Source organism: Caballeronia sp. AZ1_KS37 (assembly GCF_023631165.1).
GTDB classification, from domain to species: Bacteria; Pseudomonadota; Gammaproteobacteria; order Burkholderiales; family Burkholderiaceae; genus Caballeronia; species Caballeronia zhejiangensis.
The window spans coordinates 78,668-104,058 of the sequence record NZ_JALQDP010000043.1; the positions used below are offsets into that span (position 1 = coordinate 78,668).

Annotated in this window: 27 protein-coding genes and 1 pseudogene; 5 read left to right on the forward strand and 23 right to left on the reverse strand. The window is 60.8% G+C overall.

Features of this window, described 5'->3' with window-relative positions:
• Positions 1–10: 10 nt before the first annotated feature.
• The 11 genes from NCS00_RS29470 to NCS00_RS29520 all read right to left on the reverse strand — a co-directional run bounded on the left by NCS00_RS29470 (position 11) and on the right by NCS00_RS29520 (position 7,953).
• Positions 11–238, reverse strand: coding sequence for a F0F1 ATP synthase subunit C (locus NCS00_RS29470; RefSeq protein WP_250441764.1), 228 nt, complete (start codon positions 236–238; stop codon positions 11–13).
• 17 nt (positions 239–255) lie between these two features.
• Positions 256–954 (reverse strand): F0F1 ATP synthase subunit A, encoded by a 699-nt coding sequence (locus tag NCS00_RS29475; RefSeq protein ID WP_250441765.1) that lies wholly within the window; start codon positions 952–954, stop codon positions 256–258.
• Positions 951–1,229, reverse strand: a complete 279-nt coding sequence (locus NCS00_RS29480; protein WP_250441766.1) for an N-ATPase subunit AtpR — start codon at positions 1,227–1,229, stop codon at positions 951–953. The genes NCS00_RS29475 and NCS00_RS29480 overlap by 4 nt, the downstream gene beginning before the upstream one ends.
• Positions 1,226–1,576: an AtpZ/AtpI family protein gene (locus NCS00_RS29485; protein ID WP_250441767.1), complete on the reverse strand. Its 351-nt coding sequence runs from the start codon at positions 1,574–1,576 to the stop codon at positions 1,226–1,228. Before NCS00_RS29485 ends, NCS00_RS29480 begins: the two co-directional genes overlap by 4 nt.
• On the reverse strand, positions 1,573–2,043 hold the full coding sequence (locus NCS00_RS29490; protein WP_250441768.1) for a F0F1 ATP synthase subunit epsilon: 471 nt from the start codon (positions 2,041–2,043) through the stop codon (positions 1,573–1,575). Before NCS00_RS29490 ends, NCS00_RS29485 begins: the two co-directional genes overlap by 4 nt.
• Positions 2,040–3,488: a F0F1 ATP synthase subunit beta gene (gene atpD, locus NCS00_RS29495; RefSeq protein WP_250441769.1), complete on the reverse strand. Its 1,449-nt coding sequence runs from the start codon at positions 3,486–3,488 to the stop codon at positions 2,040–2,042. Before atpD ends, NCS00_RS29490 begins: the two co-directional genes overlap by 4 nt.
• An 18-nt stretch (positions 3,489–3,506) precedes the next feature.
• The gene (adhP, locus tag NCS00_RS29500; RefSeq protein ID WP_250441770.1) at positions 3,507–4,532 is read right to left on the reverse strand and encodes an alcohol dehydrogenase AdhP; all 1,026 of its coding nucleotides are present in this window, start codon (positions 4,530–4,532) and stop codon (positions 3,507–3,509) included.
• Positions 4,533–4,591: 59 nt separating this feature from the next.
• Positions 4,592–5,203 (reverse strand): hypothetical protein, encoded by a 612-nt coding sequence (locus tag NCS00_RS29505; RefSeq protein WP_250441771.1) that lies wholly within the window; start codon positions 5,201–5,203, stop codon positions 4,592–4,594.
• A gap of 301 nt (positions 5,204–5,504) precedes the next feature.
• Positions 5,505–5,873, reverse strand: coding sequence for a DUF3564 family protein (locus NCS00_RS29510; RefSeq protein ID WP_250441772.1), 369 nt, complete (start codon positions 5,871–5,873; stop codon positions 5,505–5,507).
• A 22-nt stretch (positions 5,874–5,895) separates the two neighbouring features.
• Complete coding sequence (gene glgP, locus NCS00_RS29515; RefSeq protein WP_250441773.1) at positions 5,896–7,578, reverse strand: alpha-glucan family phosphorylase; 1,683 nt, start codon at positions 7,576–7,578, stop codon at positions 5,896–5,898.
• Between the two features lie 21 nt (positions 7,579–7,599).
• Complete coding sequence (locus NCS00_RS29520; protein WP_250441774.1) at positions 7,600–7,953, reverse strand: DUF3564 family protein; 354 nt, start codon at positions 7,951–7,953, stop codon at positions 7,600–7,602.
• A gap of 259 nt (positions 7,954–8,212) precedes the next feature.
• Here NCS00_RS29520 and NCS00_RS29525 point away from each other — a divergent pair, with 259 nt between their 5' ends.
• Together NCS00_RS29525 and NCS00_RS29530 are read left to right on the forward strand one after the other, a co-directional pair.
• Positions 8,213–8,470, forward strand: coding sequence for a hypothetical protein (locus NCS00_RS29525; RefSeq protein WP_250441775.1), 258 nt, complete (start codon positions 8,213–8,215; stop codon positions 8,468–8,470).
• Between the two features lie 13 nt (positions 8,471–8,483).
• Positions 8,484–9,779: an NRAMP family divalent metal transporter gene (locus tag NCS00_RS29530; RefSeq protein WP_250441776.1), complete on the forward strand. Its 1,296-nt coding sequence runs from the start codon at positions 8,484–8,486 to the stop codon at positions 9,777–9,779.
• 25 nt (positions 9,780–9,804) lie between these two features.
• On the opposite strand, the gene NCS00_RS29535 is transcribed toward NCS00_RS29530, so the two are convergent.
• Both NCS00_RS29535 and NCS00_RS29540 read right to left on the reverse strand, forming a co-directional pair.
• The gene (locus NCS00_RS29535) at positions 9,805–10,629 is read right to left on the reverse strand and encodes a GlgX family protein (RefSeq protein ID WP_250441777.1); all 825 of its coding nucleotides are present in this window, start codon (positions 10,627–10,629) and stop codon (positions 9,805–9,807) included.
• 962 nt (positions 10,630–11,591) lie between these two features.
• Positions 11,592–12,695, reverse strand: a complete 1,104-nt coding sequence (locus tag NCS00_RS29540; protein WP_250441778.1) for a PAS domain-containing sensor histidine kinase — start codon at positions 12,693–12,695, stop codon at positions 11,592–11,594.
• Between the two features lie 340 nt (positions 12,696–13,035).
• Here NCS00_RS29540 and NCS00_RS29545 point away from each other — a divergent pair, with 340 nt between their 5' ends.
• Positions 13,036–14,148, forward strand: a complete 1,113-nt coding sequence (locus NCS00_RS29545; protein WP_250441779.1) for a hypothetical protein — start codon at positions 13,036–13,038, stop codon at positions 14,146–14,148.
• 577 nt (positions 14,149–14,725) lie between these two features.
• On the opposite strand, the gene NCS00_RS29550 is transcribed toward NCS00_RS29545, so the two are convergent.
• From NCS00_RS29550 to NCS00_RS29585, 8 genes are all read right to left on the reverse strand, one after another.
• Positions 14,726–16,075, reverse strand: a complete 1,350-nt coding sequence (locus tag NCS00_RS29550; protein ID WP_250442073.1) for an IS30 family transposase — start codon at positions 16,073–16,075, stop codon at positions 14,726–14,728.
• A gap of 370 nt (positions 16,076–16,445) precedes the next feature.
• Complete coding sequence (locus NCS00_RS29555) at positions 16,446–17,387, reverse strand: CopD family protein (RefSeq protein WP_250441780.1); 942 nt, start codon at positions 17,385–17,387, stop codon at positions 16,446–16,448.
• Positions 17,387–17,761 (reverse strand): copper homeostasis periplasmic binding protein CopC, encoded by a 375-nt coding sequence (copC, locus tag NCS00_RS29560; RefSeq protein ID WP_250441781.1) that lies wholly within the window; start codon positions 17,759–17,761, stop codon positions 17,387–17,389. The genes NCS00_RS29555 and copC overlap by 1 nt, the downstream gene beginning before the upstream one ends.
• Before the next feature lie 64 nt (positions 17,762–17,825).
• Complete coding sequence (locus tag NCS00_RS29565; protein WP_250441782.1) at positions 17,826–18,173, reverse strand: copper-binding protein; 348 nt, start codon at positions 18,171–18,173, stop codon at positions 17,826–17,828.
• Between the two features lie 64 nt (positions 18,174–18,237).
• Complete coding sequence (locus tag NCS00_RS29570; protein ID WP_250442074.1) at positions 18,238–19,533, reverse strand: multicopper oxidase family protein; 1,296 nt, start codon at positions 19,531–19,533, stop codon at positions 18,238–18,240.
• Between the two features lie 2 nt (positions 19,534–19,535).
• On the reverse strand, positions 19,536–21,053 hold the full coding sequence (locus NCS00_RS29575) for a TolC family protein (protein ID WP_250441783.1): 1,518 nt from the start codon (positions 21,051–21,053) through the stop codon (positions 19,536–19,538).
• Entirely contained in the window at positions 21,050–21,343 is a 294-nt protein-coding gene (locus NCS00_RS29580; protein ID WP_250441784.1) for a hypothetical protein, read from the reverse strand. The genes NCS00_RS29575 and NCS00_RS29580 overlap by 4 nt, the downstream gene beginning before the upstream one ends.
• Positions 21,344–21,430: 87 nt before the next feature.
• Positions 21,431–21,826 carry a hypothetical protein gene (locus tag NCS00_RS29585; protein ID WP_250441785.1) on the reverse strand — a complete coding sequence of 132 codons (396 nt, stop codon included), beginning with the start codon at positions 21,824–21,826 and terminating at the stop codon, positions 21,431–21,433.
• A 195-nt stretch (positions 21,827–22,021) separates the two neighbouring features.
• Here NCS00_RS29585 and NCS00_RS29590 point away from each other — a divergent pair, with 195 nt between their 5' ends.
• Positions 22,022–22,222 (forward strand): heavy-metal-associated domain-containing protein, encoded by a 201-nt coding sequence (locus NCS00_RS29590; protein ID WP_250441786.1) that lies wholly within the window; start codon positions 22,022–22,024, stop codon positions 22,220–22,222.
• A gap of 269 nt (positions 22,223–22,491) precedes the next feature.
• On the opposite strand, the gene NCS00_RS29595 is transcribed toward NCS00_RS29590, so the two are convergent.
• Together NCS00_RS29595 and NCS00_RS29600 are read right to left on the reverse strand one after the other, a co-directional pair.
• Positions 22,492–23,616 carry a VIT1/CCC1 transporter family protein gene (locus NCS00_RS29595; protein ID WP_250441787.1) on the reverse strand — a complete coding sequence of 375 codons (1,125 nt, stop codon included), beginning with the start codon at positions 23,614–23,616 and terminating at the stop codon, positions 22,492–22,494.
• 240 nt (positions 23,617–23,856) lie between these two features.
• A complete protein-coding gene (locus NCS00_RS29600) occupies positions 23,857–24,390 on the reverse strand; it encodes a cytochrome b (protein WP_250441788.1) in 534 nt (177 codons plus the stop codon).
• A 140-nt stretch (positions 24,391–24,530) separates the two neighbouring features.
• On the opposite strand from NCS00_RS29600, the pseudogene NCS00_RS29605 reads away from it, so the two are divergent.
• A pseudogene (locus NCS00_RS29605) lies at positions 24,531–25,189 on the forward strand (response regulator).
• The last annotated feature ends 202 nt before the right edge of the window (positions 25,190–25,391 follow it).

Here is a 25,391-nt window from a genome sequence, read left to right on the forward strand (position 1 = left end):
AGCGCGCCTCTTACCTTACGAAGGGATTGGCGAAAAGCAGCAGAAGCGCGACGACGAGACAGTAAATCGCCATGGTTTCTATCATCGCCAGACCGACGAAGAGCGTGCGCGAAAGCGTTCCCGCCGACTCGGGTTGCCGCGCGATGGCGTCCATCGCAGCGGCGACGGCGCGCCCTTCCGCCAGAGCAGGCCCGATCGCGCCGAAGGACACCGCAAGCGCTGCGGCGATGATGCTCACGAGTTACACGGCGTCGTTCATGATCTTTCAGCTTCCTTCTTTGATACCGCGTGTCCGGATTCCGCGAGCGTGGCTCCGATGAAGACCATCGCGAGCACGGTGAAGATGTAGGCCTGCACCGCACCCGTCAGCAAGTCGAACGCCATGAGAGGAATCGGCACGATGAGCGCTGCGAGCGACAACACGATGCCGATGACGAATGCGCCGCTCATCACATTGCCGAACAGCCGCACGAAAAGGGAAAACGTGCGCGTGATCTGCTCGACGAGGTTGAGCGGAATCATGAGCCAGGAGGGCTCGGCAAAACTCATCAGATAGCCGCGCAGGCCTCTTGCGCGGATGCCGAATACGATCGTCGCGCAGAATACGATACCTGCCAGAGCCGCGTCGGTTTCGATATGGGCGGTCGGCGGGTCTACGCCCGGAATGAGCGATGACCAGTTGCACGCGAGGATCAGCAGAAACAGCGTGCCGATGAGCGCGCGATACGGCGCGGGACCAGCCTGCATGGTGGCGCCGATCTCGGCGTCGATCGTGCCGACAAGAAGTTCAAGCGCGGCCTGAGTTCTGGTCGGGGTAGGCGCAAGGCGACTCGTCAGAGCCACCGAAGCGAGGGTTAGCACCGCCATGATCGCCCACGTGATCACGACCGGCGCCGATATGCCGACTGGCCCGATGTGAAAGAGTGGTAGCGTTGCGAGCGGTGAGGCTGTCATGACGGTTTTTCGGCGCGGACGAGCGTTGCCGTGCGCGCAACGAGGAATCCGGCCGCCGCGCCGAGCAAGCCCAACGGGCCGAGCCTCGCGATCGCCATGAACACGAGCACCGTCGTCGCGACACGCAGAATCTGCAGAGCAAGTGCGCGCCAGAGAGCGTTATGCGTGATGAGCCGCACATTCGCGGCCAGCGTGCCGAAGTGCGCGAGGCCCAACGCGAAGCCTGCAAGAGGCCCCATGACAACCCGCGCGGCAAGTGGAAGATTCAGGATCATTCGCGGTCTCCGCGATTTTGCCGATGCATCCATTTCCAGGCCGACCATAGACCGACGCACGCTCCGAGCATCAGAAGCGGCGCGGAGAAAAACACACGCGTCGCAAAGCGGCGGTCGAGCCAGTGGCCAATGGCGAGCCCGAGCAGCGTCGGCATGACAATGGCCCAGCCGAGTACACCGATTTGTCCGAACCGGCTGCCGAGTGAGGGCTCAGGGTCGCTTTCGGATCTGCGCTGACGCAGCGCCGCACGCTGCGCCGCGTGTGCCGTGTGATTGTCAGCGGCGGCACGATGATCATGTTGCGCGGCTTTGGTCGCAGCGTCCGTTTCGCGATGGTCCGCGTTCATGGGGTGGGGTCCTCATTCGTGGCGCGCGTGTTTCCTGGCGCGCTCGCATGCGGCCGCAGATAGCGCAGCAGCCGGCGCAGTGCCTGTGCCTGCAAGCGCATGTCTTCGACGCGCGCGCTCCGCGCGGTGTCGAGTGCCTGTTCCCGGGCGGCGTGAACGCGCGCTTCCAGCGTTGGAAGCGAATCGCCTTTGATGCCTTCACGACAGGCGATCGACACGCGTTCGCCGTCGTTGACGCGCATCACGCCTCCCTTCACGGCGCAGAAATGCTCGGTGGCGACGTCGCCTGTTTCGGCGATCTCGCGCCAGCGGATCACGGTGGGCACGAGCGCGGTCAGGAAGTCTGCGTGGCCTGGCAGAATGCCGAAGCAGCCAGATTCATCCTCCGCGCGTAACGCCGTGACGCGCCACGCATCGACGAGGATGATCGCAGGCGTACCGATGGTCAGATGCAGCGTCGGCTTCATGCTGAGCGCTCCGCCTGCACCGCGGAAGCCGCAGCGCTCGCGCGTTCTTTCTCGCGCGCCTCGGCGAGCGTGCCGACCATGAACAGCGAATTCTCCTGCCACGCGTCGCACTCGCCGGCGAGAATCGCTTCGCAGCCGGCGAGCGTGTCGTCGATTGCAACGGAGCGGCCCAAAACGCCCGTGAAAGCTTCGGTCACCGCGAAGGGCTGAGTGAGAAAGCGCTGCAGCCGCCTCGCGCGCATGACGATGCGGCGGTCTTCGGCGCCCAGTTCCTCGACGCCGAGCAGCGAGATCACGTCCTGCAGCTCGCGGTAATGCTCGATCGCCCGGCGCACCGCGATCGCGACGCGAGCGTGCCGCTCGCCGACAATGGCGACGTCGAGCAGCACGGATGACGAGCCGATCGGATCGACCGCCGGATACATGCCCTCGGCGGCCATAGCGCGCGACAGCACAATGACGCTGTCCATGTGGCCAGCGATCGTGGTGACGGCAGGGTCGGTGAAGTCGTCGGCGGGAACGTACACCGCCTCGATCGCCGTCACAGCGGCACCACCCACCGACACGATGCGCTCCTGCAGCGAAGCGACTTCGGTTGCGAGCGTGGGCTGGTAGCCGACGCGCGAGGGCAGCCGCCCAAGAAGTCCAGATACTTCCGCGCCCGCCTGAACGAAGCGGAAGACGTTGTCCATCAGAAGCAGCACGTTCTGGTGACGTTCATCCCGAAAGTATTCCGCCACGGCGAGCGCCGTGAGCGGCGCTCGCCAACGCGCGCCCGGCGGCTCGTTCATCTGGCCGTAGACCAACACCGTACGCGCAAGGACGCCCGAGGCGCTCATGTCGAGCAGCATTTCGTGGCCTTCGCGGGAGCGCTCGCCTATGCCGGCGAACACGGAAATGCCCTGATACTGCTCGACCATCGCATGGATCAGCTCCATGACGATGACGGTCTTGCCGACGCCGGCGCCGCCGAACATCGCGGCCTTGCCGCCTTGCGCAAGGGGCATCAGCAGATCGATCACCTTGATCCCGGTCCAGAACAAATCATTGGAGCCACTCTGCGAGGCCAGGGCGGGCGGATCCCGATGAATGGGACGATCGGGCGTGGAGTCGGGAAATGGCGCGCCATGGTCGCGGGGCGCACCCGTCACGTCAATGAGCCTGCCCAGAAGTGCCTCGCCAACGGGCACGCGTATAGGGCCGCCGGCGCGTCTGACGGTCGCGCCGCGGCGCAATCCTTCGGTCGACTGCAGAGCGAGTGCGCGTACGGTCGTGAGACCGACGTGAGCCTGGACCTCTGCGACAAGCGTTGCCGTTTCGTCAACATCGATTACGAGGGAATCAAAGATTGAGGGCAAGGGCGAGGCGTCAAATCTCACATCGACCGTCGCGCCTCGCACGGCGGACACCCGTCCAGCGCCGAGGTCTTGAACGCGGGTCGGCATGCGCGGCTCCCGAAGCGGTCAGTCGAGCGTCAGCACAACGCGTCCCGTGACCCTGCCGCCTTTGAGGTCGGCAAAAATCGCATTGATGTTCTCCAGCCGCTCGCGATGAATATGGGCGCGCACCTTGCCTTCCGCCGCGAATTCGAGCGCTTCCTGGAGGTCGCGCCGCGTGCCGACGATCGAGCCGCGCACGGTGATGCCGTTGAGCACGGTCGAAAAAATCGGCAAGGGAAAGTCGCCAGGTGGAATACCGATAAGCGATACGGTGCCGCCGCGGCGCAACGTGCCGAGCGCCTGAGCGAACGCGCTGCGCGATACCGCGGTGACGACCGCGCCATGCACGCCGCCGATTTCCTTCTGAATGACGGCGGCGGGGTCGGCCGTAGACGCGTCGACGGTCAGTTTCGCGCCGAGTTCGCGTGCGAGCGTGAGCTTGGCGGGATCGACATCGACGGCAACGACATGCAGGCCCATGGCGATCGCATATTGGACCGCCATGTGTCCCAGGCCGCCGATGCCCGATATGGCGAGCCACTGGCCCGGCCGCGTGTCTGTCGCACGAATGCCCTTGTACACGGTGACCCCAGCGCACAGGATGGGCGCGACCTCATCGAAGCCGAGATTCTTCGGCAGATGCCCGACATAGTTCGGATCAGCCACCACGTACTCTGCGTAGCCGCCATTCACCGAATAGCCGGTATTCTGCTGCGCATGGCAGAGCGTTTCCCACCCCGAGAGGCAATGATCGCAGTGACCGCAGGCAGAATAGAGCCAGGGAACGCCGACACGATCACCCTCTTTTACGTGGGTTACGTCGGCCCCGACAGCCGCGACATGCCCCACGCCCTCGTGACCAGGAATGAATGGAAGCGGGGGCTTTACCGGCCAGTCCCCGTCGGCCGCGTGCACGTCCGTGTGGCAGACGCCGGACGCGGCGATTTTCACAAGGATCTCTCCGCGGTGCGGCGTCGGTACTGGAACCTCATCGATGCTCAAAGGTTCTCCGAATGCGCGCACGACGGCGGCCTTCATCAGGTTGGTCATGGTCGAATTCCGTAGCCGGGATGGTTAGCGGCAAGCGTCATCGGTTGCCAGATGAAAGCTCAGTATCCGCAGTTGTCGCCGCCGGGCTTTTGACTTGCGTCAACCGGATGTTGCTCGTGCGCGAGCCGGGCCCGAAGCGCTTCCAGCCTTTCTGGCCTGATTCGGGTGCAGGTCGAGAGCGTTTCGAGCGCGCGCAGAGTCGGCTCTGAACCGCATAGGATGGCGGCGCTCCTGTCTGCCTCCACTTGCAGCGCGACGCCATGCTTCGACTCGTGCGTATGCGCTGACCAGACGTACACGCCGTACGCGACGACGAACACGGCCACGGGAATGACAATATCCCATGCTTTTTGGTGCGGCATCCATGCGTACAGCAGCGACGGCACCGCGAAGACCAGCCCCTTGCCCAGAGTATGCGTCAACATCTCGAGCAATAACGCGTTGCGTTGCGTGGCGTGCCCGAGCTCATGGGCAACAATCACCCTCACTATCGAACTCGGAAGGCCAAAAACGGCGTGGCCGAGCTCGATTCTGTTGAACAGAGGATCGTAGCCGGCCGGCGCGCTCGAATTCACGAAGCGGACCTCAGGCATTCGTACGTGGAGTTGCGCCGCAAACTCACTGGTCATCGCCCGGATGTAGGCTTCTTCCTCACCGGCCTTCAAAATCACCGTCCCCGGTTGATGCCGACATGTCTTTGCAGCAGGCGCGAGCCAATGTGCATCCCATAATCAGGGCGTAGCCCGATGAGCGCCGTTGCTTTCGCGCGTACACCAGGATGCAGGCAGGCGAGGCCCAACACCATAAATGAGCCGGGCAAAGTGAGAGGCGCCAATATCGCAATACCTCTAAGCATGATGTCGCCAATCGGGTGATGATGTTCGACGCCAAATTAACATCCCAGGCGCGCGGGGAGTTGATACGTATCAACCTGAGCAACAGTAAGACCACGCGATCGGGATCGATGCGGCCTCATTCGTCGATCGTCTGCCGTTTGCGTCTCTGGGCGTTGACCGATGCTTCGCCGGCCTCGACATGCTCGACCAGCCAGCGCCCGGACTGCGCCGTCACGCTCGGAGTGCCATACCACTGCGCGATACCATTCGCGCCGCGGCGTGGCCGTTCCAGATCGAATGCTTCCAGCACGCAGAGCGCAGCCATATTATTCGAACCGCATACGAGCGCGTGGATGCCGTCAGTGGTGAGCTTGCCCGACTCAGGCAGGTCGATTCCTACGTATCCTTCGCGCTGCCACGTTCTTGTGGCAGCGTCGAGCCAGATGACGGCATAGGGGCACGGTCCGTCAGGTGTCTTTCCGTCGAGATGAAGCGTCACGCGCATGGGTATGACTCCGAGTGAGCCGCTAACGAAGATACGCCTCGCTCGCGTATCGGCGCATCATTCGCTGGCTGTTGAAGTAGGAGGCGATATGGGCGATCGACTGTTTCATCATACGTCGCCACTGACCGGGCTCGTCGTAGTACAGCGGCAGAACGACATCGCTCAGCTTTCGATAAAGCGCCTGCGCGTGCTCGTGCTCGTCGTCGCCGGGACGGTCGATTCCCCAGCCCGTCACGCCTTCGATGCAAGCCTCTATCCACCAGCCATCGAGAATGCTGAGATTCAGCACGCCGTTGAGCGCCGCCTTCATGCCGCTCGTGCCGGATGCCTCGAGCGGAGGCAAGGGCGTGTTGAGCCAGATGTCGCAGCCGCTCACGAGCGCTTTCGCAATGCGCATGTCGTAGTTCGGCAAGAAGACGCACGACACTTTCCCTTCCAGTTGTCGTGCGATCGCATGTATCGCTTCGATCGCAGCCTTGCCTTCCGCATCGCGTGGATGCGCTTTCCCGGCAACGACAACCTGAAACGAGCATCGCTCGGCGATGGTCGCCAGTCGGGCGAGATCCTGGAAAAGCAGCGTGGGCCGCTTGTAGCCGGTCATTCGCCTGGCAAACCCGATGATCGGCACGGAAGACGAGAGTGTCTTGCCGACGCGTCGCTCGATCTCCTCAATGAGATTCTGCTTGGCCGCCTCATGGCAACGCCAGAGATCGTCCTCGGAAAACTGGAGCACGCGCACGAGTTGCTCCGGTTCATGCCGCCAGTGCGGAAAGCGCCTGGAATACAGTTCGGCGAACGCGGGGTGCGTCCAGGTCTGCGGATGCACGCCGTTTGTGATGGCATGAATAGGGTAGCCCGGGAAGAGGTGCGCAGTCGTTTCGGCATGCCGTCGCGCGACGCCGTTGACGAAGCCGGCGAGATTGAGCGCGAGGCGCGTCATGTTCAGTTGATCGTTGCCGCCGAACTGCTTGATGATGTCCAGCGGAATGAAGTCCGTCAGCAAGCGCTGGACGAGTTCGTATGAGAAGCGGTCATGTCCGGATTCGACCGGCGTATGCGTCGTGAAGACACAGCACGAGCGCACATACGCGGTGTCGTATTGCGGTTTGCCATCGCCTCTGGTAGCGGAACGATCGAGCAATTCGAGCAGAAGAAGAGCGGCATGCCCCTCGTTCAGATGGTGCGTTTCGACCGTCAAGCCGAGTGCTCGCAGCAGGCGTAAGCCGCCTATGCCCAGTACGATCTCCTGCTTGAGTCTGTAGGTCTCGTCGCCGCCATAAAGAAAATGCGTGATGGTGCGGTCTTCCGGCGCGTTCTGCGGCAGATCCGTGTCGAGCAGGAGGACCGGAATCATGTGGCCGTGATCGCTGGAGTGAACATAAAGCCAGGGTCGGATCCATACCAACCGTTGTTCGATTCGCACGGCAATCATGGCGTCCATGGGCGTGCACCATGAGGCCGGATCCCATGTGTCGGGCTCCTCCACTTGTCGTCCTTCGGGATCGAACCGTTGCCGGAAATACCCCGCGCGGCTGACGAGAGAGACGAATACGACCGGCAATTCGAGGTCCGCGCAGGACCGTGCCGTGTCTCCGGCCAGCACGCCCAGGCCGCCAGCGCATGTGGGGATCTCGGGATGGATCGCGATTTCCATCGAGAAATACGCGATTCGCGTGCGGTTCTGGAACGGCGTGATGAGATTCATCGCGAGGATATGCCCGTCTCTTCAGGCCGCGTCAGATGCAAGGTCTGCGGATTCGTCCGTCACCAACTCGACGTGCCAGTGACCGGGTGCGGGTTGAATGCCTTGTTCGCCGTACCAGAGCGTCGGGCCGGTCTGGCCCTCGAACGGTCCTTCAGGGAACGCGTCGAACGATTCGAGTATGCAGATCAACTCATGATCTCGCGCGACGCGCAATTCGGTGCCCGCGTCAGCTTTTACGATGACGCCTTCGCGTGGAAGGTGAAGTCCGCGTTGACTCAGGCACTTCCAGTGTCCTGACCGCTTGTCGATCTCGATGATCGCGTAGGCGCAGGGACTCACGCGGTCGAACGTGTCAAGGTGAACGGTGATACGCATGATGCTGGTCGTCGGTAGGGGCCTGAAGCAAGCTTGACGTGTGTCCGCTCCTCACGGATGACATGGATCAATGATTGGCGAGGCACCGTCGATGCGTCTGGAGCCATTGAGACCGAGGTCGGTTTGTGCGACCGATTTTCCGCGGCAATTGATCAGAGTCAAACGCGTGTTGTTCGTTACGCGCATTCTGTCGATAGGGCAAACAGCCGGTTGCATCAGGCAATCACAGAGACTTTCTTGGACAGCTTGGGAGACCATTATGGATTTCGAGTACAAGAAGTTTCGCATCGACGCTTCGTGCCTCGAAGAGGGCGGGCATTACTATGCGCGCGCGAAGATCTTTCTCGATTCCCCGGCCGATGAAGCCGGCGAGGTGAAGTGGTCAGGCGACATCGGCGACTATGGAAGCGATGCGGAGGCGGTCGAGGCAGCGCAGCAATGGGCGATCCGATGGTGCGATGTGAATGAAAAGAACATTCCTTCGCCGAGCGCGGGTCTCGGATCGGGCCACGCCTGACGAGGGAAGATCAATGAGCGTCGAGGGTAAATCGCCATCCGGCTATATACAGGAACTCCAGGCGCGTCTCAAAGCGCATCCGCTCGCCCAGGTCGGCCCCGGACTCGTCACGGGTGTGGCGGACGACGATCCGAGCGGTAACGCCACCTATTCGCAGGCGGGCGCGCAATTCGGCCTCGGCATGTTATGGACGATGCCGCTCGCCTTCCCCTTGATGGCGGCTGTTCAGTCGATGTGCGGCAGTCTCGGGCGCGTGACCGGAAAGGGACTGGCAGCCAACATCAAGATCGCGTTTTCCCCGGCTGTGCTTTATGGCGTCGTCGCCTCGCTCCTGATCGCGAATACGTTGAACATCGCCGCCGACGTGGCCGCGATGGGTGAGGCCGCTGAACTGATGACGGGCGTCGATCGCCACTCGATGACGGTGTTGTTCGTATTCGTGACGCTGTTGCTGCAAGTCTTCGTGCCGTATCACCGTTATGTGTTTGCTTTAAAATGGCTGACGCTCTCGCTGCTCGCCTACGCGGCGGTTCTCTTCACGGTGCAAGTGCCGTGGGGACAAGTGGCGCTACGCACCGTATGGCCGCGCTTCAGGCTCGATGCGTCCGCGGCTGCCGTCGTGCTCGGCGTGTTCGGCACCACCATCAGCCCTTATCTGTTCTTCTGGCAGGCCTCGGAGGAGGTCGAGGACATGCGTGCGAAGCGCGCCACGCCGCTCAGAAGCGACCCGGACAGCGCCGCCACTGAATTACGCCGGATTCGATGGGATACGTGGAGCGGCATGTTCTATTCGGATCTCACGGCATGGTTCGTCATCCTCGCAACGGCTGTGACACTGCATGCGGCAGGCGTCACGGACATCGATACCGGTGCGAGGGCGGCCAGCGCTTTGCGCCCTCTCGCAGGCGATTTCGCGTATTTTCTGTTCGCGATCGGGATTCTCGCCGTGGGCATGATCGGCGTGCCCGTCCTCGCCGGATCCGGTGCTTACGCACTCTCCGAAGCGATGGGCTGGCGCGAGGGATTGGAGCGCAAAGTGGCCGACGCCCGAGGGTTCTATTCCATCATTGCAGCGAGCGTGCTCATCGGGCTCGCGCTCCAGTACTCGCCGATCAGCCCTATGCGGGCATTGTTCTGGAGCGCCGTCATCAACGGCCTGGCTGCCGTGCCGCTGATGATCGTGGTCATCGTCCTCGTTTCGAGCACCGCGGTCATGGGCCCTTATGTCGCGAGCAAGCCGGTTCGCTTTCTCGGCTGGATCGCCACCGCCGTCATGGGCGCATCGGCGCTTGTGATGTTCCTTCTGTAATGATGGTCGAAGCGATCGACGGCGATCAATCGATCCAACGTGCTCGATCGGCCGACTCGCTTGCTGATGAGATACCGCTGGACAGCACCGCCAGCGCGTGCGCGTCGACTGTATAGCTCGCGCCTTCATGCGTTTGCGACGCAGTGGTCTGGAGGTGATCTGGCGCGGCCTGGCCCGTATCCATGACGAGACACCAACGATGAGAATCGCGCTCGGGGAGTTGAAACTCCGTCGCCACCTGAGCCGCGTTGAAAAGCAAACAGAGTGCGTGTAACGATTCGCCATCGGCGTCGACATCGACTCCGTTCCCGGCACGGCGAATGAGGCAGCCGATCGCAAACGTCGGTCCCTGCCAGTCTGGTTGACCGCCCTCCGGGGCGAACCAGTGCAGTTGATCTTCCGTATAGAATTCGCCCGCGCTGAATACCGAATGCCGCTTGCGCCAGTTCATCAGTTCTCGCGTGAAGCGGACCAGTTCCGCATTCCGCTCGACAAGACGCCAGTCATACCAGGAAACGCCGTTATCTTGGCAATATGGATTGTTGTTACCCAACTGCGTCCGTCCGAACTCATCGCCGCCCAGTAGCATGGGAACGCCACGGGACAGGGCGAGCGTCGCAAGCAGATTCCTGATCTGACGCTGTCTCAATTGCTGAGTCTGGATGTCGCCGGATTCGCCTTCAACGCCGTAGTTGGCGCTACAGTTCTCGTTCATCCCATCGCGGTTGTCTGCGCCGTTCATGGCGTTGTGCTTGTTGGCGTTGCATCGCTCGTCCGTGCTCGCGGGACACCTAGCGGCGTCGATCAAGCCGCACGGCAGCGCGAAGCTCACTGCGATGACCTTGCGCATGGTCGAGCAGACGTCGACACTCGCCTTAGCCGTTCCGCTCGTGACGCATCCGGTGCACCTATGGTTCGACAGTGGCCCGTGCGGAACGCAGCGCGCGTAGAAAGTATAAGCAGGCACCAAACGTGCATTTTGTCTTGGTCACTGCAGCGCAGCGCTTCAAGGCTAAGATGGTGCTCTGCCTCTGCGGCGACGGTCGCCGCTCGCGCTATTGCGTTCCACGCGGTCGGTTAGTTCGGCGATTCGTCTTTGAGCCGCCTATGGTGGTTCGCGATGAGCGCCGGTGTTCTTGGTGTGCAAGATCGTTCATGATCTTCTCTTTGAAGTGCCATGAGGCGGATCGGGTTCGTCGTCTCGGAGATCCGTTAAGACAGCAGCCAGTGGCTGGGCAACGCAAGTGATAACCTAAATGATCTTAGTCAACGCGGGGCCGGCGAAGCTGTCGGACGCTTGATCGGCCATCGCGAGATGGCTCCGGAAGGGACCGCTTTTTCAGCGTCGAATCGGTTGGAGCGTGTGCTGTGGACCAACAAATTTCCAAACTCTCTGTTTATGTCGTTGAAGATTCCGATATTGTGCTTCAGCGACTGGTGGCACTCATCGAATCCTCCGGGCTAGCGAAAGTGGTCGGAACATCCGGCGAGGCCGCCGCCGCGCTCGGAGAGATTTCCGCGCTCATGCCTAAGGTCGTGGTCGTCGACCTACACCTTCCGGGTGGGCAATGGTTTGGAGGTCATCAGTCAACTGAGCGACCGCGGCTGCGCAGTAACAAAGATTGTCCTGACCAATCATGCGTCGTCGGCGGTCCGTCGCGCAGCTGCTGCAGCGGGCGCTGCTTATTTCTACGACAAGACCAGCGAGTTCTCGATGGCGGTCGCTCAAATTGAGACGCTTGCTGGGCGCCGTCGCAATGGTCCGTAAGCTGACGACGGAAGGCGAGGAGAAAGAGCGCGGCCCAGATGCACTCAATTTTGAGTCGTGATCCGCGACAGCGGCACTCTCGCGGCAACTGTCACCCCGTCGCCCGGGCTACCGTCGACGTAGAGGTCTCCGCCGAGTTGCGCCGTCCGCTCGCGCATGCCGCGCATGCCGAAGGCATCGGGGCGCAGTTTCCAATCTATCGGAAGGCCGACGCCATCGTCACGAACCCGTACGTGGCAGTCGTCGCCCTCCGTGGACAGCGTGATCGCCACCGCTCTGGCTTTTGAGTGACGTGCAACGTTTGTAAGTGCTTCTTGGACGACGCGGAAAAGCGAGATCGAAGCGAGGTCGTTGAGACGGAGATCTTCGATACCGATCTCGCAACGCGTGGGCACACCATAGCGCTGCTCAAATTTCTCCGCCATCCATTCCACCGCTGCCGCCAGTCCCAAGTCATCGAGTACAGGCGGCCGAAGGTCGGCCGCGAGCCGTCGCATGGCCGTAGCCATCGCGTTGATCTGATCGGCAAGGTCTCGAACGCCAGTGAGAGAGCCCAAACCATCGCGTGGCAAGTATCTTTGAATTTCCGTCTCATGCAACGAGAGCGTCATCTTCAATGCTGAGATCCGCTGACCGAGGTCGTCGTGCAGTTCACGAGCAATGCGCTTTCTTTCATTCTCCTGAGCCTGCTGAAACAAGGCTGTGTCCGCTGCAACGCGCTCCAGTTCTCTGAGCCGCACAGATTCGGTCAGGTCCCGCGTGATCTTGGCGAACCCGATCAACTCACCGTTCTCATCCTGCACAGCGGTGATGACGACCTGCGCCCAAAATCGACTGCCGTCTTTGCGGATGCGCCAGCCCTGATCTTCGACTCGCCCCTGCGCTTTGGCGGCAGCTAACAGTCGCCCGGGCTTTCCGGCCTGCGCGTCCTCGTCCGTATAGAAGGCTGAAAAGTGCCGGCCGATGATTTCTTCAGCGGTATAGCCTTTGGCCCGTTGAGCGCCGGGGTTCCAGCTCACGACATTCCCAGAACGGTCGAGCATGAAGATCGCATAGTCTCGGACTGCGTCGATCAGAAGGCGATAGCGGTGATCGATGTCGACGGCACTGCGATTCACGAAGCCATCAGGCAAGGAATTTTGAGTCATGGCAGCGTCCATTGGAAGCTTCGACTCCACCCGGGCACCTTAGGCTCTCTTCTGGCCGTTGGCAGGGGTGCCCGAAGGGCACGAAAAGGTGGCAATACGTACTGCCGATCTACCTTGACAATGTAAAACATGGCGATGAAAGGGGAAAGCCGTGTGCCGCTGAAATCTTTCTTATGTAATGTGTTGCTTAGATGCCGCTCGACGCATCGCTTTCAGCCAGAAAAAACGACCGTCGCGGACCTCAGCTATGACGTGGATCAGTCGGCGATAGGGACAGGCGCGTAGGGTAGGGGTGGGCCTCGCTGGAGCTTGACATGTACTCGATCAAGCCGTTCTTTCGTTGAGATCTTTCCTCTTCGCGTCGACGGATGGAGGCGGCCTTGCCTTTGATTTCTCGTTCAGCACCTTCATGGTCCTCGGCCTCTACGACTGGGAGCGATTCTCACAATGGCGCACGTCGAAGCTGCAGGATAGGCCGGAAGCCTACACAGCGCTCAAGGCGACCCTCGAACGCAACATGCTCGCGGGCATTTCGCCGCAAGTCAAGCTCGTGAACTCTTACCGATCGCGGCTCGCGCCTACAATCGGCAAGGCGCTCGGGTATGTCCGGCAGATCGTCGCCGCGCTGCCCCCGCCGCGTGACCTAGCCCCCAGCGCCTGGGCAAACGACCCGAATCTGCGTGCCATGTTCGCGACACGTGACGACGTCGCGGAAGTGATTGGCCGGTCGCACGAGCTCCGCGCCTGGTTCGACGACCACCTCGCCGAGGAACACGCCCACGCGGTGCTAAGCAGCACGCTTGTCGAGCGCTGGGTGCTCGGCACCGTGCTCGAAGGTGGCGTCATGCGCTCGGACGTCGCGCGCACGGCCGTTGGGTTTGAAGACAAGCGCATAAGGTTCTGCAACGAGACCGAGGCGGCGCTCAGGGAGGAGATCGTCCAACGGATGGTCGAACAGTTTGCGCTCGAAGCGATGTTGCGCGTCTCGGCCCAAGAGGCGCGGCGCGATGCGCTAAAAGAGCACCGGGCGCTGCTCACGGCGCGCATACACATGCTTGGCCGGCGGGGCGCAGGCATGTCCGGCCTGATCGCCTTCGCGGATAGCGATGGTGATACCGCTCGCCAGCAACGCGACTTTGAGGAGAACGAGGCGGCGCTCGCTGCATTAGGTTCGCCCGCTGACGCCATCGACATGCAGTTGCGCACGATCGTCGAGGTGCTTCAGCAGCCGTCGGCGCTCCTTGACTTGACGCGCCGCACGCTGCGGTTTAATCAAATGAACCTCGTGGTGGAAAAGGATAGTGACGAGCGGTGCGCGGACGTCGCGCTCGATCTCGCTCGCCTGCCGACACAGCCGCCACAGACGCGCGTGGTGGGGCTGGTGCGCGTCGCACGGCGCGACATGCCGCCTGCAGGCGCCGCATTCAACGATGTCGCGAACATCATTCTATGAAGGTGCGAGAAGTACGTCGCGCGCGATCGCCTGACCGAACGATCCGGCACCGTGAGGACACGACGATACGGACCGCGCCGTCTGCGCACGCGCGCGTGAACTCGATCGAACCAGGCTGAGGACAGGCAGCGGCGTGGATACTGTCCATCATTGGCGAACGCCGCGAGCAGCGCACGGCACGCGCGAATGCGGCGACCCTCGGCGCGCTACGGGCGCACCGAAGCGATCGGGACCGCGCTTTCGACGCTCCGCAGGCGCGCGGAGCGCTGATCGCGCCGCAGTGGATCCCGGCCCCGCCCGCCGCAATCGATCCGCACATACACTGGGCCGCCTGGTGCGCGCTTCCATTGGAGCTGAGGCCCGCCCGCTGGGGTCGGCCATATAGGGTCGACCGCGCCGATCGCCTGATGGCCTTGCGCGGGACTAAGGTCTTTGCGATAACGATGGGCAACGCTTGAGGTTTTCCGCAGTTGATGCGGGTCGATAGGTGCGACGCCGCAGGCGTGTCTAGTAATGTTACTAAGTGGAAAACGCGATCGTTCACTGGGCGGATTCAACCGGTCGTCGCAACACTCGATTATTGAACAGACCTCAGGTATTCGTCCAGGGCTTCGGCCGGTGTCTTCCAACCAAGCGTTTTCCGGGGTCTGAAATTCAGTGTATTAGCGACGGCCTGGATCTCTCGAGCGCTCCAACGGGACAGGTCTGTGCCCTTTGGAAAGTATTGCCGCAGGAGGCCGTTCGTGTTCTCGTTCGTGCCGCGCTGCCATGGACTGTGCGGGTCGGCGAAGAATACCTTTACCCCGGACTCGACTGTAAAGCGGGCGTGATCGGATAGTTCTTTGCCACGATCCCAAGTCAATGACCGCCACAGCTGAGCAGGCATGTCTGTCACGGTTTTCTTGAGCGCATTGGCCATCGTGACAGCTCCGTAGCCAGCCAGCGCGGGACCATTCTTTGTTCTGGGCATCAGCCCGTAGCCCTCCTCGCGAGGTAGATGGACGAGCATGGTGAACCGGCTTGTCCGCTCAACCAGTGTTCCGATTGCGGACCGGTTCAGGCCGATGATAAGGTCACCTTCCCAATGCCCTGGCACAGCACGATCCTGCACTTCTGCAGGCCGGCTGGAGATCATCACGTCCTCGCTAACGTGCGCCCAAGCCTTGGCCTGTGCCCGGGCCCTCGGCACGCGCAACGCCCGCCCAGTGCGCAGACAGCTGACCAGCTCGCGCTTGAGAGCACCTCGGCCCTGAATATAGAGAGCCTGGTAAATGGCTTCGTGAGAGATGCGCATGGATTCATCATCCGGGAAGTCAGTCTGCAGCCGGTTGGAAATCTGTTCAGGCGACCAGCCATTGACCCATTTACGGTCACCGCGATGCGGTTTGTTTCTCCCTTTGAATGGTGCTTGCCGGGGCCCAGAAATCTCACGGCCATCAGCGTCGCGAACCTTGCCCTCCAGACGGTCCTGCACGTAGTGGCGCAGCCGTGGGTTAGTCACCAGTTTCGAAGGTTTAGGTCGTTTGGCAACCAGCTCCGCCTTCCACTGCGCAACCGAAGCCCGATACTCAAGCTGCCCGCCACGCGTTGCAGCGTTACGTGTCAATTCCCGGGAGACCGTTGATGGGCTACGTCCGATACGAGCAATATCGCGCACCCCGACGCCTTGATGCGAAAGTAGTCCAATCTCTTCTCGCTCCGCGAACGACAGGTACCTCCCGGATATCGGGCTCAACATGGAAAGTGGCATGCCGCCATTATGACGGAACCAGCGAGTGCCTACTGCCTGCGACACGCCAACCGCCTCTGCAGCCTTCTCGCTTGTAATACCTGTTGCGATTTGTTCCCAGAATCGCCGCTCGATCTCCCGTCGATGCGACGGCGCACCTGGCGAGCGCATCGCTCCTCGCCCTGTCAACTTACGCATCCAGCCCGCTGGTCGTCCCATAAACACCTCCTCGATCAAAGGTGTTGCGACGACCGGTTGAATCCGCCCTGTTCCAATTGCGCCATGGTCTGAAAAACCGAGATTGGCCGAGCACGCGCCGGCCCGCACGCTGGCACCGATGACCGCAGGTATCCTGGAACCTGTCGTCTAAGGGGGCGGGTACGAATGACGGGAGTGCGTCGGGACCGGTGGTTCGCGCCACGGTCACCTAGGGTCCCCAACGCGCGAACTGCGATCTTCGGCAGCCGGCCAATTACAGCCATCCGCCGTCTCCAGCGTGCGGTCACTCGAGCGGCTCCCTCACGCACCTAAACGGACGTTCTCTTCGCATGTCCGAGGAGGTATGCGCTTAGGACGTTCCCGGGAGAGGACTGGACACAAGAACTGCAGCGGCGCCAACCACGCCAGCGAGCACGACGGATTCGACTCGCAGAACAGCCGCAAAACGTTTCAGCGGTCGAGCAGTGGCGTCCGCACGTGCTTCCTTCAACGACGCGAGCAGTCGCGGCATCTCGATAAACCGATTATGTGCACCAAGCGCAGCGGCAATGAGCACAAGGGCGAACTTGAGCAGCAGCACTTGCCCGTACGTCGACGTCAGTAAGCTCTCAGACGTGTTCACCCCGCGCCAGCCGTTGTAGGCACCAGTAACGAACAGGATGACCAGCGCGAGCGTGGCGGCGTCAGACAGCGACTGGACGAACGCCGAACCGTTCGCACGCTCGGGAACTGGAGCACTGAACATGCGTGGCAGAACGACAAAGGTTGTCACGAGGACGAGCCCGACCCAGACGCTGATGGCAAGCAAATGGAACCAGTCGACCCACACCGGCATGCTCAGTACGCCGGCATTGACGGGATGGCCCGCATGGCTACGTGACAAAGCAACACCTGCGAGCGCGAGCCAAAGGACCCGCTTAGAGCGTATCGGATGTCCCGACTGCGCAAGCGACAGAATCATCACGACAAGCATGAAACCTGCGCCTGCAAGCCATGCGTGACCAAAGCCGGTCTCCACGAGCATTGAGCGGACAGCGGGACCCGCTTCCGCGAGTGTTGATTCGCTCATCAGCGCGCAATGAATCCAGAATGCGCTAGCGCTGCAGAAAAGCACAGCAAACGACGCGATGCGCAAAGTGAGGAGCAGGTGCCAACTGAGCCGGGTCTGCCATCGCGACGTGCGGCGAGACAACCACGTATCACTCAGCAACGCGCCTACGACAATCGCGAAACTGATGTTTTGAAGCGCAACAAACGCGAGCCGCAAAACCCCAAGGAAACCGTCGTTCATCACTTCACCGCAAACGTGTAAGTGCCCTTTGTCTTGTGGGCATCATGCGTCATAACGGCCCACTGCACGGAGTAAGAGCCAGGAGCCAGCTTCGGAACTGCAATCGTCATCACTCGCGGATTCGACGAGTCGACCTTTGCTTTCTCCTTGGTCGCAGGCGACCCGGATGCATCGACGACTTTCATCGTGCTGAACGTGGACTCGAGGTCCTCGTTGAACGTAAGGCGAAGCGACTCTGGCGAGCCATCGATTGTGCTGCCGGTCGTCGGCGTCGCACTTTCAAGTTTGCCGTGGGCAAATGCGAGCGCGGGCGATACCACAAGAGCAGTGATTGTCGCTGCCCGAATAAGAAGCTTGTACGTCTGAGTATTCACGATTGTTATCTCCCGAGATTGATTCGGGCGTTCGACAGCTATATCGTCGGCGCCCCATTCACGCTCACTGCTTCTGCATCTTCGTCACAGTGAGTGCGCCGTTGACTTCTTCTGCGACGAAATCAATCTTGTCGCCGACCTTAACTTGCGACAACATGGCCGGGTCACTTACCTTGAACACCATCGTCATCGCTTCCATGTCGAGATTTTCGAGCGGCCCGTGCTTGATGGTCAGCTTGCCGGCGGCGGTGTCCACCTTCTTCACTTCGCCATGCGACATGCCGTTCTTTGCGTCCGCACTGGCTTGCGCGCCGCTTGCCATTTTCGTGTTGGCCGTGTCGCCGGCCGCGTAGGCGGTCCCCGAAATTGCCACGGCACAGCCCATGACAATCGAAACAATTACGTTCTTCATCACGCTCTCTCCCAAAGTTGAAGTTACAAACATCGGCCGAAGTCATCTCCGGCCTTCTATCAAGTTAGGTATCCGGCAACTCACCGGTGTACTCGTAAGCCACGGTGCCCTTCGGGTGCTTGAACCAGCCCGGGTCGCGATAGTCGTTGCGACCGAGTCCTTCACGCACCTTGACGACGGTGAACATGCCGCCCATCTCCAGCGCGCCGAACGGCCCCGTCCCTGTCATCATCGGAAGCGTGTTCTCCGGCAGCGGCATTTCCATCTCGCCCATCGAGCCTCCCGAACTACCCATCGCCATGTAGTCAGGCACGAGTTTGTTGATGCGCTTGGCGAGGTCTTTCTGTGGCACGCCAATCAGGTTCGGCACCTGATGTCCCATCGCATTCATCGTGTGATGCGACTTGTGGCAGTGAAACGCCCAGTCGCCGGTCCGGTTTGCCGTGAACTCGATGGCGCGCATCTGACCGACCGCGACGTCGGCGGTGACTTCCGGCCAGCGCGCGGAGTGCGGAATCCAACCGCCGTCGGTTCCTGCGACCTCGAAGCTGTACCCGTGCAAATGAATCGGGTGATTAGTCATCGTCAGGTTGCCAAAGCGAATGCGAACACGGTCGCCGGCGCGCACCGGTAGCGAGTCGATGCCCGGAAAGACCCGCGAATTCCAGGTCCACATGTTGAAGTCCGTCATTTCGTTGACGCGGGGCGTGAAGCTGCCCGGGTCGATGTCGTAAGCGGACATCAGGAAGACGAAGTCGCGGTCGACCGGCATGACGCTGCGGTTCTTCGGATGGACGATGAACGTGCCCATCATCCCCATAGCCATCTGCACCATCTCGTCGGCATGCGGGTGATACATGAAGGTGCCGTGCTTCTCGAGCTCGAATTCGTAGACGAACGTCTTGCCCGGCGGGATGTGTGGTTGAGTCAAGCCCCCGACGCCGTCCATCCCTGAAGGCACCAGCATCCCGTGCCAATGGACGGTGGTGTGTTCCGGGAGTTTGTTGGTGACAAAGATGCGGACCTTGTCGCCTTCCACGGCTTCGATGGTCGGACCGGGTGCCTGACCGTTGTAACCCCAAAGATTCGCCTTCATGCCGGGCGCCATCTCGCGGACCACAGGCTCCGCAATCAGGTGGAATTCCTTCCAACCGTTCTTCATCCGCCACGGCAGTGACCAGCCGTTCAACGTCGCGACGGGCGTATATGGGCGACCATTGGGTGGGACCAACGGTGGCTGTGTGGCGGTCGTTTCCATCGTTGGCGCCTCGGGAAGCGACGCCGCGCCAGCCTTGCTAACCAACGCCGCGCCGAGGAGCGCAGCGCCGGAGCCGCCGATAAAACTTCGACGTGAAACCATGTTCATTTACCTTCTGAATTCGTCGGCAACGCCGGTCGGGTCGCGTGAGCGGGCGACGGCGCATCCTGCCCCGTCGCCTGAGGGCCCCGAGACGTTTGCGACGCAGCTTGAGATGTAGTCGCTTCGCCTTGGGATGGGCTTGCAGCCGGTGGCGAAGCGAGAGGTGGGAGTCGTCCACCGAGCGACTGCTGCAGGTCCGTCTCCGTAGCCCAATAGTCTTTCAAGGCATCGATGTACCCATTGACGGCCGCGACCTGGTCGCGTGAATCAGCAAGCAGCTCGAACACGCTCGTGAGCATGCCGTTGTAACGCAGCAGCATTTCATCCGAAATGGTCTTGCGCAGAGGCACGACCTCGTCGCGATAGTGCTTCGCAACGTCGTAGCTCGTCACATATCCGGCGTACGACTCGCGTACCTCGGAACGAGCGTCAATCGCCGTCTGGGCGAGCCGGTTCGCCGACTGCATATAGATGGCTTCGGCGCGTGCGACCTTCGCGCTACCCCAATCGAAGATGGGAATCTCGACACTGATTTCGTACCCCTGCTCGCGCCCCTTGTCCGTCTCGAAGTTGTTGAGATAGCCGACATCGAGCGCATTGATGAAGCGTGTCGCCTTGCTGAGCCCCAAGGAGCTTGCAACACTTTGCGTCCGCAGTTTCGCCGCCTGAATGTCCAGACGGTTCTGCATCGCAAAGCTTTCGAGCTCGTTCAATTGGGGCCTGTCCTTCGGCAGGTCGGGCAGTCGGTCCGGCAACGTGTACTGAGTCCCCGAACCCCACAGTCCCATCGCGCGGGTGAGCTTTTCCCGAGCCATGACTGACTGCTGCCGGGCCTTTGCCAACTGCGCGACCGACTCAGCGTAGAACGCCTGTTCGCGCGCGTAATCGAGCTTGCTGAAACTGCCAGCCTGGCGCATGCGCAAGGCAAGCTCCGCGCCCGCCTCGGCTGAGTCCTTGACCTGTGCCGCGTAAAGCGCTGCCTGCTCCGCAGCGACGGCGCTCACGTAGGCTCGGCGAGCGTCAGCGGCCACGTCGAGCATCGCGTTGGCCGTCTCGAGCTTCGTCTGTTCGAAGCGGCGGCTCTCGATGCGCGTCGCCACGGGCAGCGTGAGAATTCCCAATACGCCCATCGAGAACGTCCGGCTAATTCCAAAGCCGTCGCTCCAGTGCGTGTGGCTGAACGTAAAGCCCGGATTGGGCAGGCGACCCGCCTGCACGAGGTCAGCCTCGGAAATGCCGAGCTCCCCGTATAAAGCCTGGAGGCCCCGGTTGTTCAGCAACGCGACCTGGACGGCATCGTCCATGCCGAGCGGCTTCGACAGCAGTTCCTGGGTGCGCTTGAATGCGGCGTCGCGGTCTTCGTCGGTCTTGATGTAGACCGCATCCTTGCCAAGGCGCTCGGACGCGGTCGTCGACACGGTGTTGAATCCACCGTCCTTTGAAAACGTCGTGCAGCCGGCCAAAAGTACCATAGCGATGGCGATGAATGCCACGCGGTTGGGGGCGAAGTTCCGAATCATTTTGACTCGCTCCCGTGTTCGTGACCGCTCTTTTCTTCTGGTGTCGCAACTGGTTGCTGGCCGCGCTTGATGGCCGTCGTGCCTCGACTGGGCGCAACGGCACGGTTCAACTGTTGCCAGCTCGGCGCGTCGCCGTCGTGCCAGGATTTGTATCCGTCGAACGCAGATTGCGCTGCGACGAACGGAACCGATGCCCCGGCATCAGTCGGGTCGGGCACGACTGTTGTGGCGTGCGCGAGCAACGGCAACACTGCGCTTGCGCCCAAGAGCGCCGCAGATATTGTTCGCATGAATTTTTCTCGTCGTTAATCGTCCGGCGTCCGTGAAAGACGCCAGAAGCACTTGCTGGTCGCAGCGAATGGCCGCGAGTGAGCGGATTAGACGAGAATGAAGCGGGGAGGACGTTCGATGCCGTCGGTCAGGAACAACACGACACCGGCATCGGGAGGCACTGGGACGGAGAAATGAACCAGGTCAGCCATAGCGGAAACCGTAGGCACTACCGGTAGCGCCGCACCGACACAACACGACGCGCAAGTCAGACAGGCATGAGCATGGTGGCCGCCGTTGTGCTGATGACCATCGTGGTCATTGCTGTCAGCCACAGGCGTATGCACGTCCGCTGCACCAGATTCATGGAAGTGATGGGGGGGCGATGCTTCGTCATCGGCCGCCTCCGACGGCGCACAAATCATCGAGACGGCCGCAAACGACTGAACCGGAAGGCTCAGCATAAGCAGCACGACGAGAATGAGTTTGCGCCAATAGGACATGGGTGCGAAGTCTAGCACGGGGTGTCGAGCCGCGTAACCGCGGGAAGGTGTCAGTGTGCAACCCTACACGCTTCATTGCGAGAACTCCATTCAACGGTTCGACGTTCGCGTCTACTGGCCCCGCTTAACCCTCTTGACCTTCCCACCATGGGAAAGTTGATGCTACGGGGAATCGCAGATGAGATGGAGGCGGAAATGGAATTCAGAGTACCGGGCATGTCGTGCGGCGGATGTGCCAGCGCAATCACGAAAGCAGTTGCAAAGCTCGACCCCGCGGCAAAAGTACAAATCGACATTGCAGCGAAGACGGTGAAGGTTGTGTCGTCGTTGAATCAGGACGACATTGCCTCTGCCATTGCGCAAGCCCGCTTTCATCCAATCGTCAATGCTCCTTAAGCCGCGAACACGGCCGGCGTGGTCCCCGAGCTGTTATCAACTGGCGCTTTCATCGGCCGGCAAGTCTCCCGCACGGGCGCGCTTCGGGTGAAGAATGGGTGGGCACGACGGGTGTGGGCTACGTCGCCGGGCGCGCCTGGAGGGCCAGTTATGCCGACAGGATGCTCGCCATGTTCGCTCGACTGCTGAGTGGTGGGAATCACTTTGTACAGGCCCGATGCGTCACACCCCGATTTACGTCACGTGGTCTCGGGAGAAAGTCGCGAATTCTACGAAGTCGCCACTCCTAGGACTCGGCCGACGCCGAACGTGAAAGCAGCAGCGGCAAGTCCAACGAGTACCTGTCGAACAGCCGAAAAGCCCGCACTACGACCATTGAACAGCGATGTGAACACGCCGATGGCGGCAAGGGCCAGCACACTGAAGGCAATGCACTGAACGATAGCAGGGGCCCCGGACGACCAAAGGAACGGCATAGCCGGAAAGATTGCTCCAACCGCGAACAGGCAGAATGAGACGCCCGCCGCGGACCACGGATTGCCGCCAAGCTCGGCTGGGTCCAGCCCCAGCTCCTCACGAACAAGCGCGTCCAGGGCCTTGTCCTTGTCCTGCATCAGTTGCGCGGCGACTCGCTTCGCTTCGTCAGCGCTCAATCCCTTTGCCTTGTAGATTAGCGCGAGTTCATGCTCTTCGGACTCAGGGCTATGCTCGAGCTCGTTCGCTTCCTTCGAGACTTGAGCCTGCGCCAGCTCCCGCGCGTTGGTCACGGACAACCATTCACCCAGCGCCATCGAGCACGCTCCAGCAATGAGTCCGGCGAGCGCCGTAAGCAAAATAGCCTTGTTGCCGGTCCCAGCGCCTGCCACGCCCATAATTAGACAGAAGTTCGAGACTAAGCCGTCATTGGCACCAAGCACGGCGGCACGCAAGTCATTACCTGACGCGACGCCACGATGCCACGACTCCGCCTGAGCGATGTCTGCGCCCTGAGCAGCGGCGGGCTTTCCGGCGTTAGCCATAGCCTGGACAACGTTCGCATGTTCGTGCTCGTCCTTCGACATGCGTGCGGTATCGGGGTTGCCGGCGTACTTGTTCCGGTCTGCAAACTCGGCGGCGGCGAGAGACGGAAGGACGAAGCGAGGCCCGAGCAGATGAACGAGACCCTTCATCAGATACGTCTTGGCGTTGAAGCCAGATGGCGCCGTTCTGCCATGAGCTTTCAGCTTGTCTGCCCAGACTCGTGCGTGCATACGCTCGGACGCCGCGAGCTCACTGAACACCTGCTTGCGGGATTCATCTCGCTCGACCTGAGCGAGCGTCTCGTAGATTGCTGCACTGTGAAGTTCGTCGGCGAGGTTTGCTCGAAATTTTCGGACCTCTTGTGCGGAAGCCATTTAATCATCCGTTGCAGTAATTCGTTGACAGGACGCCTTCGGCTCACCGCTAAAATACAAGACGCTAAGTCTTAGATGAGAATAAAAATACTTCTAAATCTGCGAGTTGAAACAGTTACCCCTAGCGCATGCGTGAAAAACGGGCGGCCAGTCATTCGACTGGGTTGCCCGAACAAAGAAACGATTTTCACAACGGTCGGGCTTGTTCAACCTACTTCGACGACACCCTTCACACGCAGTTCAAAGCATACGTTTAAGCACCGAGTCACGAAAGACAAAGCGATGAAACAAGGCTGCCGCGATATGCAAAGCAATCACCGCGAGCAACACCCAAGCGAGCACGCTGTGGACGTCGCCCAGCGCCATTCCTGCCGGCGCCCCCTTCGGTGCTAGGGCCGGATAGGGAAGTACGCCTAGGAGATTCACCATCCAACCTCTTGCCGACGCATTAGCCCATCCAGCAAGCGGTACAGCCAGCAGCAAGGCGTAGAGAAGCCAATGAGTTACGTTCGATGCGAACCTTAACTGCGGCGAGAGTTCAGCCGGTTCGGGCGCGTGCGTCATCCGCCAGATGATTCGAACCACCATTACGGCGACAATCACTGCTCCCACGCTCAAATGCCACGCAATCTCGCCCGTTGGCAAGGTATCGCGATGCACATCTGGCATCGTCCAACCGATGATGAACTGAGCAAGGATGAGGCCCGCAATAAGCCAATGAAGTATACGAGCGACGGGACTATACACGTAACTCTGCAAATGATTCTCAACCACGTTGGTCGCTCCTCAGAAAGGCTTAGGTTGAGATATTAACGCGTCGAACCTGAACACAAACTTAGGGACAGCTGCCCCACCGCGCGAATAACCGCTTAGACTAACGACGGGATTCGGGTGGAAGATTCGGTGGACACCACATGCGCATACTTCTGGTTGAAGATGATGACCTCATTGGCAGCGGCCTTGAAGCAGGTCTGCGCAACGCGTCCTTCGCAGTGGATTGGGCGAAGGATGGACAACACGCCAAGCTCGCGCTGTGACTACGCGCTACGACATGGTTGTGCTGGACCTGGGGCTTCCGGGTCTTTCGGGAAGAAGTCTGCTCGAGCATTTGCGCGCACAAGGAAACCCCGTTCCTATTCTCGTGCTGACGGCGAAAGACACCACGGAAGACCGAATAGCAGGATTGGATGCCGGTGCCGACGACTATGTTGGAAAGCCCTTCGACCTCGGCGAGGTCATCTCGCGCTGTCGCGCCCTAATGAGACGCTCGCAAAGTCGTGCCTCCGAGGTACTTGTGTGGCGCGACCTGACAGTGAATCCGGCGACGATGACCGTTTCGAGGGGTGAGATGCCGCTCCAACTCAACACACGCGAGTTTGGCATCTTAGTTCATCTGCTTGTGCATGTTGGCGAACCGCAACGGAAAGCCAAAATCGAGGAAAGTATCTACGGTTGGGATGAGGAAGTGGAGAGTAATGCCATTGAGGTCCACGTCTCTACGCTCAGAAAGAAGATTGGTGCCGATACGATACGAACGATTCGTGGAGTGGGTTACGTGATAGAGAAGCCATGAGCGTGGGAGAGACGTCCATAAGGCACCGATTGATGTGGCTTGTTTTGCTAAGCGTCGGTCTATCTTGGGCCGCGATGTTTGCATGGAGCTTCCACGCTGCTCGGAATGAAGTCTTCCAATGGGACGAGACTCGACTTGTTCAACTTGCTCCGCTTCTCTCCGGGCTCGACGCCGGCGACCTCGCGAAGTTGGCAGAGCACGG